The organism is Xanthomonas citri pv. mangiferaeindicae, assembly GCA_002240395.1.
GTDB classification, from domain to species: domain Bacteria; phylum Pseudomonadota; class Gammaproteobacteria; order Xanthomonadales; family Xanthomonadaceae; genus Luteimonas; species Luteimonas citri_A.
The window spans coordinates 2823532-2838188 of record CP016836.1 but is presented as its reverse complement, the minus strand read 5'-3'; the positions used below and the strand labels follow the sequence as shown (position 1 = coordinate 2838188).

The window sequence follows — 14657 nt, the reverse complement described above, 5'->3', positions numbered from 1 at the left end:
GCGAGTTCCAGGCGCCGGGTTCCGCGCCAGGAGCCCGCATGTCCGACTCCCCGCTGCTGATAGACGATCGCGACGGCATCCGCGTCGTCACCGTCCACCGCCCGGAAAAACTGAATGCGCTGAACTCGGCGACGCTCGACGCCCTGTTCGAGGCCTTCGAGGCCGCCGCGCAGGCACCCGGGGTGCGTGTGGTGGTATTGACTGGCGCCGGCCCGAAGGCCTTCGTCGCGGGCGCGGACATCGCCGAAATGGCCGATCTGCGTCCGGTCGAGGGGCGCGATTTCGCGTTGCGCGGCCAGCGCACGATGCGCCGCATCGAGACGATGCCCAAGCCGGTGATCGCAATGGTCAATGGCTTCGCGCTCGGCGGCGGGCTGGAACTGGCGATGGCCTGTCACCTGCGTATCGCTGCCGATACCGCCAAACTCGGCCAGCCGGAAATCAATCTCGGCCTGATTCCGGGCTTTGGCGGCAGCCAGCGCCTGCTGCGTCTGGCCGGCCGGGCGGCGACCCTCGAACTGTGCCTGACCGGCACGCCGATCGACGCGGCGCGCGCGCAGGCGTTGGGCCTCGTCAACCGCGTGGTGCCGGCCGATGCGCTGGAGACCGAGACGATGGCGCTGGCCACACAACTGGCGCAGGCGGCGCCACTGGCGCTGCGCGGCATTCTGGACTGCGTCCTCGTCGGCGGCGAGACCGCGCTCGATGAGGGCCTGGCCTACGAGGCCGCGCAGTTCGGACTGGCGTTCTCGACGCAGGACATGCGCGAAGGGACACGCGCGTTCCTGGAGCGGCGCAAGCCCAGCTTCGGAAACCATTGATGCCCGGCCAGCCCACTGCCAGCCCTGCCCCTGCGCACCACCTGGTCGCCCTGCTGCGTCGCGACGATGTCGACGGCGCGATCGAGGCCGGCCTGATGGCCGCCTGGCCGGACACGGCGTTGGCTGCACTCGACGACGAGGCGCGCCGGCTGCTGATCGATACGCGCGCCCGTCTGCAGACGGCCTGGGACGCGCGCACGCGCTATCGCGAACGCGAGGCGCGGCGTGCACGGCGCGCGGTTGCGCGCGAGGCGGCACGCGCGCCGGCACCCGTCGCCACGCCTGCCACTGAAACGGAAGCCGCCCCGTCGCGGCCGGCGCTGCCCGCCAGCGCCGCGGCGATTCTGGCCCGCGCCAAGGCGCGCGCAGGCGGCGGCGCATGAGCGCCGACGCCCAGCCCACCCCGCCGCGGCGCCGCGGCCCGACGCTGACCCGCGCCGAGATCCACGAGCTATTCTCGCGCCTGCGCGCGCTCGATCCCGAACCGAAGACCGAGCTCGAATACACCACCCCGTTCGAGCTGCTGATCGCGGTGATCCTGTCGGCGCAGGCCACCGATGTCGGCGTCAACAAGGCCACGCGACGACTGTATCCGGTGGCCAACACGCCCCAGGCGATCCTCGACCTGGGCGAAGACGGCCTCAAGCGCCACATTGCGACGATTGGGCTGTTCAACGCCAAGGCCAAGAACGTCATCGCGGCTTGCCGGATTCTCGTCGAGCAGCACGGCAGCGAGGTCCCGCACGATCGCGCCGCACTCGAGGCCTTACCTGGCGTCGGCCGCAAGACCGCGAACGTCGTGCTCAACACCGTGTTCGGCGAGCCGGCGATTGCCGTCGACACGCACATCTTCCGCGTGTCCAACCGCACCGGACTGGCGCCGGGCAAGGACGTGCGCGCGGTCGAGGACCGGCTGCTGCGCGTGGTGCCCGAGGAATTTCTGCTCGGTGCGCACCACTGGCTGATCCTGCACGGCCGCTACACCTGCAAGGCGCGCAAGCCCGACTGTCCGAAGTGCGTGATCCGCGATCTGTGCCGGTTCAAGGACAAGACACCGGGCACACCGGACTGACCACGCCGCCGTCTCGCCCGCGCCCGCCCGCCCGAGCGCTCACGGTGTCCGCCTGGGCGGAGAAGATGGTGGGCCAAACGACGGAGAGATCGGGCGCGCGATCGACCGAAAACACGCGGGCCGGCGCATGGGCCGGCCCGCGTTGTCGCATCACTCGTCGCGTTCGACAAACGGCTTGCGCGGCAACCGCTGCTCGCGCATCGCGGCGTGATAAGCGAACGAGGCGATGATCGCCGCCGCCTGCTTCAGGTCGTCGGGCACCACGTGGTCGTAGGTATCGAGATGGGTGTGGTGGACATGGCTGAAGTAGTCGGCCGGGTCCTGCACGAACTGGAAGCCCGGCAGGCCGACGCGATCGAACGAGATGTGGTCGGTGCTGCCGGTGTTGCGCGTGGTGACGATGCTCGCGCCCAGGTCGGCGAACGGCGCCAGCCACGCCTGGAAGATCGGCACCGCAGCGTGGTTCTCCTGCGCATAGATGCCACGGATGCGACCGGTGCCGTTGTCGAAATTGAAGTACGTGGAGAAGCGGTCGTAGCCGCGCTGGCGCTGCAGCGGCCCGGTGCCACGCTGGAACGACTGCGGCAGCGCCCGCTGCTCGGGATCGGTCGGCTCGGGATAGGCTGCCAAGTGCCTGGAGACGTAGCCGGCCGAGCCATGCAGGCCCTGCTCCTCGCCCCCCACAGCGCAATGCGGATGGTGCGCTTGGGGCGCGCGTCGATCGCTTTGAGGATGCGCATCGCCTCCATCATCACGACCACGCCGGCGCCGTTGTCGGCCGCGCCGGTCCCGGTGTGCCAGGAGTCGAGATGCGCCCCAATGATCACCAGCTCATCGGTCTTCGAGCTACCGGGCAGGTCCGCGAAGGTGTTGCTGGCCGGCAGGTCGCCATCGCTGGTGAAGCGCGCATCGACATCAATCCGCAGCCGCGGCGCCTGTCCGCGCTCGACCGCACGCACCAACTGGTTGTAGTGCTCGGCAGCGACGACCAGATCCGGCACGCCGACCGGCTCACCAGCCTTGCGCGCGCCGCCGCCCATCACCCGGACGATGCCGTTGTCCCAGGAGCTGATCGACAGCGTCGCCAGCACGCCTTCCTCGGCGAAGAACGTATTGAGCGCCCGGCTGAGCGCCTGGCGCTTGCGGTACTCCTCCAGGCGCTTGTCCTGCGCGTCGCCGGCCGGGTCCTGCGGCACCGGGAAGGTCTGCAGCTCGCCGAGGTCTTCCTCGGTGTAGCGGCGGAAGTCGGGCTTGTCGGCCGGCTTGTAGGCGCGCGCCTCATCCAGCAACACGATCTTGCCGGCGAGCTTGCCGCGCTGCTTGTCGATGTCCTCGAGGGTCTTGAACGTCGCCAGCACCACCTCGCCTTCGACCGGACCATCGGTGCCCGGCGTCCAGGCCTTGGGCAGCGCATGGATCGGCAGCGCGCGCGGCGCGAGCAGTTCCACCCGCGATGCGCGGAACTCCCAGCCACGGCCGAACGCCGGGTCGTAGACCTCGTCGTGCACGTTCGACAGGCCCCAGCCTTCCAACTTGCCGCGCGCCCATTCGCTCGACCGCACATAGGCCGGCGAATTGGTGAGCCGCGGCCCGACGGTCTCGGTGAGTTCCTTGAGATTGGCGGCCGCCTGCGAGCGATGGAAGGCTTCATGGCGGATCCGGGCCACGACATCGAGGTCGACCGGCTCGACGGCTTGGGCGAATACCAGCGTCGGTAACAGGACAACGGCGGCCAGTGCCGCCTGCAACGGGCGGAAGCGGTTGAATTGCGTACTCACGAGACTCCCCGGGACTGCGGAAACGAGGCCCGCGCAGGGACGGGCCGGCGACGGCACCGCCCCCTGCGGCGCCGGACTGTCATGCTAACCGCAGCCGCGGGCCGCCGCGCATCCCGCACGCCCCCGCTCCCTGTCGCCACGCCGCGTGCATGCTGCCGATTGCAGTCGCCCGGAACGCAAGAGGCCCGCGGCGTTCGCCGCGGGCCTCTTGCATGGCGCAGCGCGCGTGGATCAGAACGCGAACTGCGTGCGCAGCGCGTACTGCCCGGTCTCATCACCGGTGAGCGTGTTGTCGCCCTTGGTGTAGTTGAACATGAAGCGCAGGTTCGGATTGACGTAGTAGTTCATGCCGACGATCCAGCTGCTGACGTCCATGTTGCGCACGTCCTTGTTCTCGATCGTGTCGTAGCGCGCGGTCAGCTCCCACAGCCCGCGGTCGGCGACCTTGGGCGAGGCGAAGATGCCGTTGCCCGGCTTGTAGGCCTTATGGCCGCCGTTGAGCAGCCAGCTGCCCTGCACATACCAGGTCGCGACGTCCTGGTCGGGGCCGACCGGCTGGCCGAACGTGGCATTGGCGTACTCGCCCTGGAAGAACAGCGGCCCGAACGAGCCTGCGGCCTCGACACCGACCGCGGTGACCTGGTTGCGGCTGGCGCCGGTGGTGGTGGCGATGGTCTGCGACGGGCCGCGACGACCGGCGTAGTTGGCCGACGCCGAGAAGTCCGCCGAGCCCTGGTTGAGATTCTCCTGGCTGACCCAGCCGCCGAAGTGCAGCGTGCTGTCGGCGGTGTTGATCGGCGCGAAGGTCACGCGCCCGGCGGCGCCCACGCCTTCGTTGCGGCTGCCCGAGGCGCTGCGCAGGTTGAACACCGACAGGCCGGCGGTGTAGTTGCCATCGGCGCGCAGATAGCCCACACCCTGCTGGAACTGACGGCCGTTGAACAGGCCGGTGGCCGAGGCGAACGGCCGCTCCATCATCAGGATCTCGTTGGAGCTGGTGAGCTCTTCCATCGAGCGGTACGGCTTGAAGTGGCCGATGGTGAACTTTCCGCCCAACGCCGACTTGGCGATGTAGACGTCGCGGAAGCCATCCAGGCCGCTGCCGGCCGCGAAGTCCTGCTCGAACTTGTAGTCCCAGCCATAGGCCTTGCCCTGCAGGGTGATGCGCGCGCGGCGGAACTCGGTGGTGCCGGTGGTCGAGGCCTGGTCGCGATCGAAGACGTAGGCGTCGAAATGCAGGCGGCCGCCAGCGGAGAACTCGAACTGTTTGTCTGCCGAGGTGACCTTCAGCCCGCCCTTGGTGTCGACGACCGGCATCGTGGTCGCCATCTTGTCCAGGCTCTCCTGGGTGCCGATGTTGATGTCCGACTGCGCGTCGGTGCGCACTTCCAGCGCGTCGACCTTGGCCTGCAGTTCGGCCAACTGCGCGCGCAGCGCGGCGACCTCCGCATCGCGCGGGGACTGTGCGGCAGCAGCGAAGGAAACGGACGCGACGGCGAGGGCGACAGACGCGGCCAGGATGGAATGACGCATTGGTGGATTCCCGTGGACAGAGTGAGAGGTGTCGAAGCGCCATTCCGTGCGTCACGCCCCGCGTGACCCGCTCCGGCGTTAAGCGCCCGTTAGCGACGCTGCGCAGACTGCGCGGGCTCGCTGACAGGCCGATGGCAACCCGATGACAGTCCGATGACAGCGCCCCCTCAGAGCGCGCCGCGCCCGCTCCCGGTCGCCGTCATCGCACGGTCACGGGATTGAAGCCGGAGCGTCATGCGGCATGCGTGAAATACGCCGCACGGCGCTGTGGGCCGTCCATCACTCCAGGGAACCTCATGTACGCACTGCTCAAGAACCGGGTCGCGACCTTCGCGCTGTCGACCACCCTGCTGGCAAGCGCATTCGCCGCGCCCGCATTGGCCAACGATGTCACCGGCGCCGGCGCCTCGTTCGTCTATCCGGCAATGACCAAGTGGTCGGCCGATTACCGCGCCGCGTCCGGCAAGCAGGTCAACTACCAGTCGATCGGCTCGGGTGGCGGCATCGCCCAGATCAAGGCGGGCACCGTGGACTTCGGCTCCTCGGACGCACCGCTCTCGCCCGAGGACCTGGCGAAGTCCGGCCTGGTGCAGTTCCCGTCGGTGATTGGCGGCGTGGTACCGATCGTCAACGTCGAAGGCATCGCCGCCGGTGCGATGAAGCTCGACGGCGACACGCTGGCCAACATCTTCCTGGGCAAGATCACCCGCTGGAACGACCCAGCGATCGTCGCGCTCAACGGCGGCCTGGCGCTGCCCGATGCGCGCATCACCGTTGTCCATCGCTCCGACGGTTCGGGCACCACCTTCAACTTCGTCAACTACCTGTCCAAGGTCAGCCCGGAGTGGAAGAACGGCGTGGGCGAAGGCACGACGGTCAAGTGGCCGGTCGGCATCGGCGGCAAGGGCAACGAGGGCGTCGCGGCGTACGTCAAGCAGATCAAGGGCGGCATCGGCTACGTCGAACTGTCGTATGCGGTGCAGAACCGCTTGGCGTATTCGCGCCTGAAGAATGCCGCGGGCAACTTCGTCAATCCGAGCGAAGAGACCTTCTCGGCCGCGGCCGCCAGCGCCGACTGGGCCTCGACCCGCGACTTCCACCTGGTCATGACCAACGCCCCGGGCGAGAACGCCTGGCCGATCACGGCGACCAACTTCATCCTGATGCACCGCGAACCGAGGAACCGTGCCGGCGCCAAGAATGCGCAGGACTTCTTCCGCTGGGTCTACGCCAACGGCGGCCCGCAAGCCCGTCAGCTCGGCTATGTGCCGCTGCCGGCCTCACTGGTGCAGCAGATTGAGCGCTACTGGACCCAGAACGCGCGGTACTGACGCCTTCGACGCATCGCGCTGGCTACACCGCGAGCCGGTTGCCCTCTCCCAGCCGGCCCGGGTGGCTCCGCGCTGCGTCCTTTCTTCCACGACGGGCCTTCGGGCCCGTTTTCCATTGTGCCGGCGAGTGCCCCCACCCAACCCTCCCCCGCATGCGGGGGAGGGCTTCCAGGACCGCAACCAACCGCTCACCTCCCCCGCGCGCGGGGAGGGCTTCAAGGGCCGCAACCAACTGCTCACCCCCCACCTGCGGCGAGGGCTTCAAGGGCCGCAACCAACTGCTCACCTCCCCCGCGCGCGGGGAGGTCGACGCGCGCAGCGCGTTGGGTGGGGGCAAACCGCGGGCGCGCCACCGCTTGGACCGACACCCGACGCGACACATCCAAGCGTGCACCCGCGTCCGCCCCGACGTCATACGCCTGTAACAAAAACATCATTTCATGAGCGCACCCCGGCGGCGCGCTGCGTCGCCTCCCTCACCTGGAGCTTGCGCATGTCCCGTCACCCGGCCCGCATCGGCGCACTCGCGCTGTCTTCCCTGCTCTTCCTCGCCGCCTGCGGCGGCAACGACACCTCGGCGGGCCAGACCGCCGATGGCGCGCCTGCCGCACAGCAGGGCGCGCGCGATCGCGTTGCCGCCGAGATCTCGGGCGCCGGCGCGTCCTTTATCTACCCGCTGGTGTCCAAGTGGTCGGCCGACTACAACGCCGCCACCGGCAACAAGGTCAACTACCAGTCGATCGGCTCGGGCGGCGGCATCGCCCAGATCAAGGCCGGCACCGTCGACTTCGGTTCGTCCGACAAGCCGCTCGACAGCGCCGAACTGCAGGCCGCGGGCCTGGGCCAGTTCCCGTCGGCGATCGGCGGCGTGGTGCCCGTGCTCAACGTCGAGGGCCTGGCCCCCGGCCAGCTCAAGCTCACCGGCGCTGTGCTCGCCGACATCTTCCTGGGCAAGGTCGCGACCTGGAACGATCCGGCGATCGCCGCGCTCAACCCCGGCGTGACACTGCCGACCGGCAAGATCAGCATCGTCCACCGCTCCGACGGCTCGGGCACGACGTTCAACTTCTCCAACTACCTGTCCAAGGTCAGCCCCGACTGGAAGAACAGCGTCGGCGAGGGCACCTCGGTGCAGTGGCCGACCGGCGTGGGCGGCAAGGGCAACGAGGGCGTGGCCTCGTACGTGCAGCAGATCAAGGGCGCGATCGGTTATGTCGAGCTGGCCTACGCGCTGCAGAACGGCATGCCCTACGCCTCGCTGCAGAACGCAGCCGGCAACTGGGTGCAGCCGAGCGAAGCGAGCTTCGCCGCGGCCGCCGCGACCGCCGACTGGGCCAGCGCGCAGGACTTCAATCTGGTGATCACCAACGCGCCCGGCGCCGACGCCTGGCCGATCACCGCGACCAACTTCATGCTGATGCACAAGCAGCCCAAGGATGCGGCGCGCAGCCAGGCGACGCGCGACTTCTTCAAGTGGGCATTCGAGTCGGGCCAGGCACAGGCCAGCGAACTGCACTACGTGCCGCTGCCGCCAGAACTGGTGCAGCAGATCGAGGCCTACTGGGCCGCCGAGTTCAAGTGATGGCCCATCCGCGCCCGTGCCAGCGGGCGCGGACACCCCGCGTCATCGTGGCGATGCGGGTTGCGCGGTGTCGATACCACCCGGGCCGGTCGCGACGATCCCCAAGTCCCTGGATGACCAGCCCTTGACGCGCGTTTCCCGCATTGCGCGGGCATGACGGCACCCGCCACCTGCGGCCCCACCTGCTTTCGGACCTCCCCATGAACGCCGCCACTGTTTCTGCCGCGCTTCCTGCTCCGAGCGACCGCGACCTGCGCGACGCGCGTGCCGATCGCCTGTTCCGCTTCGTCCTGACCACGACCGTGGTGCTGGTGATGCTCGCGCTCGCCGGCGCTGCACTGTCGATGCTCTGGGGTGGCCGCGATGCGCTCGCCTCGCAGGGCCTGTCGTTCTTCACCAGCGCCGACTGGAATCCGGTCGAGAACCGCTACGGCGCGCTCGCACCGATCGCCGGCACCATCGTCACCGCGCTGATCGCGATGATCATCGCGGTGCCGGTCAGCTTCGGCATTGCGTTCTTCCTGACCGAGGTCGCGCCGCGCTGGCTGCGCGGCCCGGTCGGCACGGCGATCGAACTGCTCGCCGGTATCCCCTCGATCATCTACGGCATGTGGGGCCTGTTCGTGCTGGTGCCGGTGATGACCACCTGGGTGACGCCCTGGCTCAACGACCACCTGGGCACGCTGCCGGGCATCGGCCTGCTGTTCCAGGGCCCGCCGCTGGGCATCGGCACGCTGACTGCCGGCTTCGTGCTCGCGATCATGGTGATCCCCTTCATCTCGGCGGTGATGCGCGAAGTCTTTCTGACCGTGCCGACACGCCTGAAGGAATCGGCCTACGCACTGGGCGCGACCAAGTGGGAGGTCAGCTGGGACATCGTGCTGCCCTACACCCGCTCGGCGGTCATCGGCGGCATCTTCCTCGGACTGGGCCGCGCGCTCGGCGAGACGATGGCGGTGGCCTTCGTGATCGGCAACTCGGTGCGGCTGACGCCGTCGCTGCTGGAACCGGGCACGACGATCGCCGCACTGATCGCCAACGACTTCGGCGAAGCCACCGAGACCTATCGCTCGGCGCTGCTGCTGCTGGGCTTCGTGCTGTTCATCGTCACCTTCGTGGTGCTCGCGATCGCCCGCCTGATGCTGATGCAACTCGCCCGCCGGGAGGGCAAGTGATGACCGCTGTCGCTACCGTCACCGAGCGCGAACGCCAGGTCGCCGACCGCCTGTATGCGCGCCGCCGCTTGCGCAACGGCATCGCGATTGTGATGGGCTGCCTGACCGCCGCGTTCGGCCTGTTCTTCCTGGGTTGGATCCTGTGGACGCTGGTCAGCAAGGCCGCCGGCGGCATCAACCTGCAGTTGTTCACGCAGATGACGCCGCCGCCGATGCAGGACGGCGGCCTGCTCAACGCGTTCTTCGGCAGCGCAGTGATGTGCGCACTGGCGATCGCGATCGGCACACCGCTGGGCGTGGCCGCCGGCACCTGGCTGTCGGAGTACGGCCGGGCACGCAAGGCCGGCGTGGTCGTGCGCTTCATCAACGACATCCTGCTCTCTGCGCCGTCGATCGTGCTCGGCCTGTTCGTCTACACGCTGTTCGTGATGCAGACCGGCGGCCGCTTCTCGGCGTTGGCCGGCGCGATCGCGCTGGCGTTCATCGTGCTGCCGGTCGTGGTGCGCACCACCGACGAGATGTTGCAGCTGGTGCCCACGCAAATGCGCGAAGCCGCGCTGTCGCTGGGTGTGCCGCACTGGAAGGTCGTGGTGCAGGTGCTCTACCGCAGCGCGTCGGCCGGCATCGTCACCGGCGTGCTGTTGGCGCTGGCGCGCATCAGCGGCGAAACCGCACCGTTGCTGTTCACCGCGTTCGGCAATCAGTACTGGAACAGCGACGTGCTGCGCCCGATGGCGAGCGTACCGGTGGTGATGTACCAGTACGCCGGCAGCCCCTACGAATCCTGGCAGCAGCTGGCCTGGGCCGGCGCGCTGGTGCTGACCTGCTTTGTGCTGCTGGTGAGCCTGGGCGCCCGCGCGATCCTGCTGCGCAACCGGGTGGCGCATGACTGACGCCGCGCCCCGCCTTCCCGACCCCACTCCCTCCTTTACACCGGATCCGGCCATGAACGACCTGCATACCGCGCCGTCGCAACGCATCCAGCTGGCGACCCATGCCCGCGAAGCGCTGGCCCCGCGGCCGGTCAAGATCGCCGCGCGCGGCCTGGACTTCCACTACGGCGACTTCCACGCGCTCAAGGGCATCGATCTTGAGATTCCCGAAAAGCGCGTGACCGCGCTGATCGGGCCTTCGGGCTGCGGCAAGTCGACCCTGCTGCGCATCTTCAACCGCATCTATGCGCTGTACCCCAAGCTGGTGGCCAGCGGCGAAGTGCTGCTCGACGGCGAGAACATCCTATCGCCGCGCTACCCGATGAACCGGCTGCGCTCCAAGGTTGGCATGGTGTTTCAGAAGCCGGTGCCGTTTCCGATGACGATCTTCGAGAACGTCGCCTATGCGATCCGCCACCACGAAAAGCTCTCCAAGGGCCAGCTTGCCGACCGCGTCGAGCAGGCCCTGACCCAGGCCGCGCTGTGGGGCGAGGTCAAGGACAAGCTCGGCCAGAACGCGCTGGGCCTGTCGGGCGGCCAGCAGCAGCGCCTGTGCATCGCACGCGCGGTGGCGCTGCGCCCCGACGTACTGCTGCTCGACGAGCCGACGTCGGCGCTCGACCCGATCTCCACCAGCCGCATCGAGCAGTTGGTCGAAGAGCTGAAGGTCGATTACACGATCGTCATCGTCACCCACAACATGCAGCAGGCCGCGCGCGTGTCCGACTACACCGCCTTCATGTACCTGGGCGATCTGATCGAACACGACACCACCGAGACGATCTTCTCCAACCCCTCCAAGCGGCAGACCGAGGACTACATCACTGGCCGGTTTGGGTGAGGGGCGCGCGTGGTCGAGGCCATCCGGCCTCGACCACGCGCCCCGAACGCCCGGCCAGGGATGGCTGGGCCGGTCGATCCGAGGTCGGCAACACCCGCCATGGATGGCGACGCCCTTCCCACGACGACGCTTCTGCGCCTTCCCTTCCAGGTAACCACCATGCCCACCCAACCGCACGACCACATCGTCAAGAGCTACGACGAAGAACGCAGCCGGCTGACCGGCGAGATCCTGCGCATGGGCGAGATGGCGGCCGCGCAGCTCGAGTCGGCGCTGGACGTCGTCGAGCGGCGCGACGACCGCGCCGCCGACCGGATCGTCGCCAACGACGATGCAATCGACATCCTCGAGCGCGAGATCAGCCAGGACGTGATGAAACTCGCACTGCGCGGGCCGATGGCGCGCGACCTGCGCGAAATCCTGGCCGCCCTGCGCATTGCCGCCGACATCGAGCGCATCGGTGACTACGCGGCAAACGTGGCCAAGCGCTCGACCGCGCTCAATCTCGCCCCGCCGCTGCCGCATACCCGCGGCCTGGCCGTGCTGGGCGAACTGGCCGTGCGCCAGGTGCGCGAAGTGCTGGCGGCGTTCCGCGACACCAATGCCGAGGCGGCGCAGCGCGTGCGCGCCCAGGACGTGGAGATCGACACGGTCTACACCAGCCTGTTCCGCGAACTGCTGACCTACATGATGGAAGATCCGCGCGCGATCACGCCGAGCACGCATCTGCTGTTCATGGCCAAGAACATCGAGCGCATCGGCGACCACGCGACCAACATCGCCGAGAACATCTGGTTCCTGGAGCACGGCGATGATGGCCTGCCGCCGCGCGAGAAGCGCGACGGGACCAACACGGTCGTCTGAACGGCGGGCGGCTCGACCGCCGCCGCGGCCGAACCGCGGGCGGCGCTCTGCTAGGCTTGCGCGCATGCTCGAGATCGATGCGCCGGCCGCTGCCGCCCCCACTGCCCTTGTGCCGATGGCCCGCCGCTTCCGTGGCTTTCTGCCCGTCGTGGTCGATGTGGAGACCGGCGGCTTCGACGCGCGTCGGCACGCGCTGCTGGAGATCGCCGCGATCCCGCTCGACCTCGATGCCGAGGGACGCCTGTTTCCGGGCGAATCGGCGCATGCGCACGTCGAGCCGGCGCCGGGCATGACGATCGATCCCAAGTCGCTGGAAGTGACCGGGATCGACATTCATCACCCATTCCGCTTTGCCAAGCCCGAACGCGATGCGCTCGAGCACGTGTTCGCCCACGTGCGTGCAGCGGTGCGACGGCACCAGTGCCAGCGCGCGATCCTGGTCGGTCACAACGCGCATTTCGATCTGGGCTTCATCAACGCTGCGGTCGAGCGCAGCGGCCACAAGCGCAACCCGTTCCATCCTTTCAGTGTGTTCGACACCGTGACCTTGGCCGGCGTTGCCTACGGCCAGACGGTGCTGGCGCGCGCGGTGCAGGCCGCCGGCCTGACCTGGGACCAGTCGCAGGCGCACTCGGCGTTGTACGACACGACACTGACCGCGCAGCTGTTCTGCCGCATCGCCAATGCCTGGCCGGCAATGGCCGCGCCCGCCGACACCGCCGCGCCGGCAGCGCTCAGTCCGCCGCCCGACGCAGCGTGATCAGCGTGATCTCGGACGGTACGCCGATCCGGGTCGCAAAGCCCGGCCACAGCCCGGCACCATTGCTGACGTACAACTGCATGCCATCGACTGGATAGAGGCCGGACACGAAGCCACCATTGGCGCGCGCGATCACACGATCCATGCCGATGATGTGGCCGCCATGCGTGTGACCAGAGAGCTGCAGCGCGACTCCGCGCGCGGCATGTGCGCGGGCCTCGCGCGGACGGTGATCGAGCAGAATCACCGGCGCATCCGGATCGACGCCAGCCAGTGCAGCCGCAGCATCGGGCTTGGGCATGCCATAGCGCTCGGCGACCGGATCGGTGACGCCGGCGATGGTCAGCGCGGCATCCCCGCGCGCGATGCGCAGGTGCGCGTTCTCGAGCACCGTCATGCCCAGCGCAGCAAACGCATCCATCCATTCGCGATACTGACCGTAGTACTCGTGATTGCCGGTGATCGCGATGACCCCGTCGGGGGCGCGCAAGTCGGCCAGCGGACGCACATCGTCCCTGCGCGCACGCACGCTGCCGTCGACCAGATCGCCGGTGATGACGATCAGGTCCGGGCGTTGCGCATTCGCACGCGCGACGACCTCGGCGACCCAGTCGCCGGTCAGCAAGCGGCTGGTGTGAATATCGGTCAGCTGCAGCAGACGATAGCCCTCGAAGGCCGGCGGCAGGTCGGCGATCGCGATCTCGACCTGGCGCACCTGCGGCACCACCATCGCCTGCCAGGTGCCGTACAGCGACAGCAGCAACGCCAGCGCCGCCGCACCCGGCCGCAGCCAGCGTGCGCGCAATGCCGACAACGCACCGCGACGGCGCAATGTCCAGCTCGCGAGCGTCGCGAGGTCGAGCAGCAGCACCAGCAGCGCGGTGAGCAGCAGCGCCACGAAACCGGTGCCGAGCGCGGCGATGACCAGCTTCGGCAGTTCGGGCGAGGCCATGCTGCCGGCGAAGCGCGCGACGATGCGGTGATGCAGCGCCAACCCGTAGATCAGCGCCGCCAATACGACGCGCAGCGGCCAAGCACAGCGCAAGGGCAGTACCAGCCGCAGAGCAAGATAGGACGCGAGCAGGAGGGCGACGACACTGAGCACGACGGATTCCAGGCAGCGGTGGGCCGGCGCGTGCGCAACGTGCCGACGTGGGGGTGGCTATGGTCTTCGATGCGCGCCGCCGGTGCCAGGGGCGCTTTAGGGTAGAACCGGGGTCAGAGTGCAATTTCGCCTTGCGAAATTGCACTCTGACCCCGGTTTTGGATGGCCTGCATGCGGTGCTGCGTCTATCCGAAGTCAAGCTGTACACGTCTGCTGCAGCGGACTGACGGCCGGTGGCTGCGTCGAGCGCGCCATGAGTGAGCCAGCTCTGCTTGCGCGGCATGCCGCGCGAGCGGGCGAACGCCCGGCGCGCTGCGCCGGGCCGGACCGATCCGCAAAGCGGAGCGGGAGCGCGCCCGAGTCAAGGCAGGGTGAGCATGGATGGCGTGCGCGGCACTGCCGCGCGTCCATGCGAACGCCACGCGTGCTTCGCGTGGCCGGACCGCGAAGCGGCCTTGACCGAGGGGAGAGCAGCTTCCGGCCGGCGGGCCGCTGCCCATCTAACGTTCGCCAGAAGAAACCGGCCCAAAATAAGCCGCGCAGATCAGCTGGCGAGCTTGAGCCCGATGATGCCGGCGACGATCAGCGCCAGGCTGATCAGGCGCCCGGGACTCGCGGCATCGCCCATCAGTACGATGCCCAGGATGACGGTGCCGACCGCGCCGATGCCGACCCAGATCGCATACGCGGTGCCGACAGGCAATGCGCGCATCGCGATGCCGAGCAGGCCGACGCTGATCACCATCGATGCCACCGTGCCGAGCGTGGGCCACAACCGAGTGAAGCCGTCGGTGTACTTCAGGCCGATCGCCCAGGCGATCTCGAACAGACCGGCCAGCACGAGAATGATCCAGGACATGACG

At 68.6% G+C, this 14657-nt stretch carries 13 protein-coding genes and 1 pseudogene; 10 read left to right on the top strand and 4 right to left on the bottom strand.

The window, feature by feature from the left end; translation table 11 throughout:
* Positions 1 to 38: 38 nt before the first annotated feature.
* The 3 genes from BEN78_12310 to BEN78_12300 are packed head-to-tail and all read left to right on the top strand — an operon-like array spanning position 39 to position 1893.
* Positions 39 to 821 carry an enoyl-CoA hydratase gene (locus BEN78_12310; protein ID ASR44038.1) on the top strand — a complete coding sequence of 261 codons (783 nt, stop codon included), beginning with the start codon at positions 39 to 41 and terminating at the stop codon, positions 819 to 821.
* Entirely contained in the window at positions 821 to 1204 is a 384-nt protein-coding gene (locus BEN78_12305) for a hypothetical protein (GenBank protein ID ASR44037.1), read from the top strand. Before BEN78_12310 ends, BEN78_12305 begins: the two co-directional genes overlap by 1 nt.
* A complete protein-coding gene (locus tag BEN78_12300) occupies positions 1201 to 1893 on the top strand; it encodes an endonuclease III (protein ID ASR44036.1) in 693 nt (230 codons plus the stop codon). The genes BEN78_12305 and BEN78_12300 overlap by 4 nt, the downstream gene beginning before the upstream one ends.
* Positions 1894 to 2043: 150 nt before the next feature.
* On the opposite strand, the pseudogene BEN78_12295 reads toward BEN78_12300, so the two are convergent.
* A pseudogene (locus BEN78_12295) lies at positions 2044 to 3641 on the bottom strand (peptidase).
* A gap of 261 nt (positions 3642 to 3902) precedes the next feature.
* Entirely contained in the window at positions 3903 to 5204 is a 1302-nt protein-coding gene (locus tag BEN78_12290; protein ID ASR44035.1) for a hypothetical protein, read from the bottom strand.
* Between the two features lie 296 nt (positions 5205 to 5500).
* Here BEN78_12290 and BEN78_12285 point away from each other — a divergent pair, with 296 nt between their 5' ends.
* The 7 genes from BEN78_12285 (at position 5501) to BEN78_12255 (ending at position 12689) form a co-directional block, all read left to right on the top strand.
* Positions 5501 to 6535, top strand: coding sequence for a phosphate ABC transporter substrate-binding protein PstS (locus BEN78_12285; GenBank protein ID ASR44034.1), 1035 nt, complete (start codon positions 5501 to 5503; stop codon positions 6533 to 6535).
* 493 nt (positions 6536 to 7028) lie between these two features.
* Positions 7029 to 8117 (top strand): phosphate ABC transporter substrate-binding protein PstS, encoded by a 1089-nt coding sequence (locus BEN78_12280; protein ASR44033.1) that lies wholly within the window; start codon positions 7029 to 7031, stop codon positions 8115 to 8117.
* A 200-nt stretch (positions 8118 to 8317) separates the two neighbouring features.
* A complete protein-coding gene (locus tag BEN78_12275) occupies positions 8318 to 9292 on the top strand; it encodes a phosphate ABC transporter permease subunit PstC (protein ASR44032.1) in 975 nt (324 codons plus the stop codon).
* Entirely contained in the window at positions 9292 to 10185 is an 894-nt protein-coding gene (locus tag BEN78_12270) for a phosphate ABC transporter, permease protein PstA (GenBank protein ASR44031.1), read from the top strand. Before BEN78_12275 ends, BEN78_12270 begins: the two co-directional genes overlap by 1 nt.
* Positions 10186 to 10237: 52 nt before the next feature.
* Positions 10238 to 11065, top strand: a complete 828-nt coding sequence (locus BEN78_12265; GenBank protein ID ASR44030.1) for a phosphate ABC transporter ATP-binding protein — start codon at positions 10238 to 10240, stop codon at positions 11063 to 11065.
* A gap of 159 nt (positions 11066 to 11224) precedes the next feature.
* Complete coding sequence (locus BEN78_12260; GenBank protein ID ASR44029.1) at positions 11225 to 11929, top strand: phosphate transport system regulatory protein PhoU; 705 nt, start codon at positions 11225 to 11227, stop codon at positions 11927 to 11929.
* A 64-nt stretch (positions 11930 to 11993) separates the two neighbouring features.
* A complete protein-coding gene (locus BEN78_12255; GenBank protein ASR44028.1) occupies positions 11994 to 12689 on the top strand; it encodes a ribonuclease T in 696 nt (231 codons plus the stop codon).
* Here BEN78_12255 and BEN78_12250 read toward each other — a convergent pair.
* Both BEN78_12250 and BEN78_12245 read right to left on the bottom strand, forming a co-directional pair.
* Positions 12664 to 13794, bottom strand: a complete 1131-nt coding sequence (locus tag BEN78_12250; protein ASR44027.1) for a metallophosphoesterase — start codon at positions 13792 to 13794, stop codon at positions 12664 to 12666. The genes BEN78_12255 and BEN78_12250 overlap by 26 nt on opposite strands.
* 544 nt (positions 13795 to 14338) lie before the next feature.
* Positions 14339 to 14653 (bottom strand): molecular chaperone, encoded by a 315-nt coding sequence (locus tag BEN78_12245; GenBank protein ID ASR44026.1) that lies wholly within the window; start codon positions 14651 to 14653, stop codon positions 14339 to 14341.
* Positions 14654 to 14657 lie beyond the last annotated feature (4 nt).

Coding starts and splice junctions, on each gene's coding strand:
- BEN78_12310 (ASR44038.1), top strand. CDS start 39: ATGTCCGACTCCCCGCTGCTGATAGACGATCGCGACGGCATCCGCGTC.
- BEN78_12305 (ASR44037.1), top strand. CDS start 821: ATGCCCGGCCAGCCCACTGCCAGCCCTGCCCCTGCGCACCACCTGGTC.
- BEN78_12300 (ASR44036.1), top strand. CDS start 1,201: ATGAGCGCCGACGCCCAGCCCACCCCGCCGCGGCGCCGCGGCCCGACG.
- BEN78_12290 (ASR44035.1), bottom strand. CDS start 5,204: ATGCGTCATTCCATCCTGGCCGCGTCTGTCGCCCTCGCCGTCGCGTCC.
- BEN78_12285 (ASR44034.1), top strand. CDS start 5,501: ATGTACGCACTGCTCAAGAACCGGGTCGCGACCTTCGCGCTGTCGACC.
- BEN78_12280 (ASR44033.1), top strand. CDS start 7,029: ATGTCCCGTCACCCGGCCCGCATCGGCGCACTCGCGCTGTCTTCCCTG.
- BEN78_12275 (ASR44032.1), top strand. CDS start 8,318: ATGAACGCCGCCACTGTTTCTGCCGCGCTTCCTGCTCCGAGCGACCGC.
- BEN78_12270 (ASR44031.1), top strand. CDS start 9,292: ATGACCGCTGTCGCTACCGTCACCGAGCGCGAACGCCAGGTCGCCGAC.
- BEN78_12265 (ASR44030.1), top strand. CDS start 10,238: ATGAACGACCTGCATACCGCGCCGTCGCAACGCATCCAGCTGGCGACC.
- BEN78_12260 (ASR44029.1), top strand. CDS start 11,225: ATGCCCACCCAACCGCACGACCACATCGTCAAGAGCTACGACGAAGAA.
- BEN78_12255 (ASR44028.1), top strand. CDS start 11,994: ATGCTCGAGATCGATGCGCCGGCCGCTGCCGCCCCCACTGCCCTTGTG.
- BEN78_12245 (ASR44026.1), bottom strand. CDS start 14,653: ATGTCCTGGATCATTCTCGTGCTGGCCGGTCTGTTCGAGATCGCCTGG.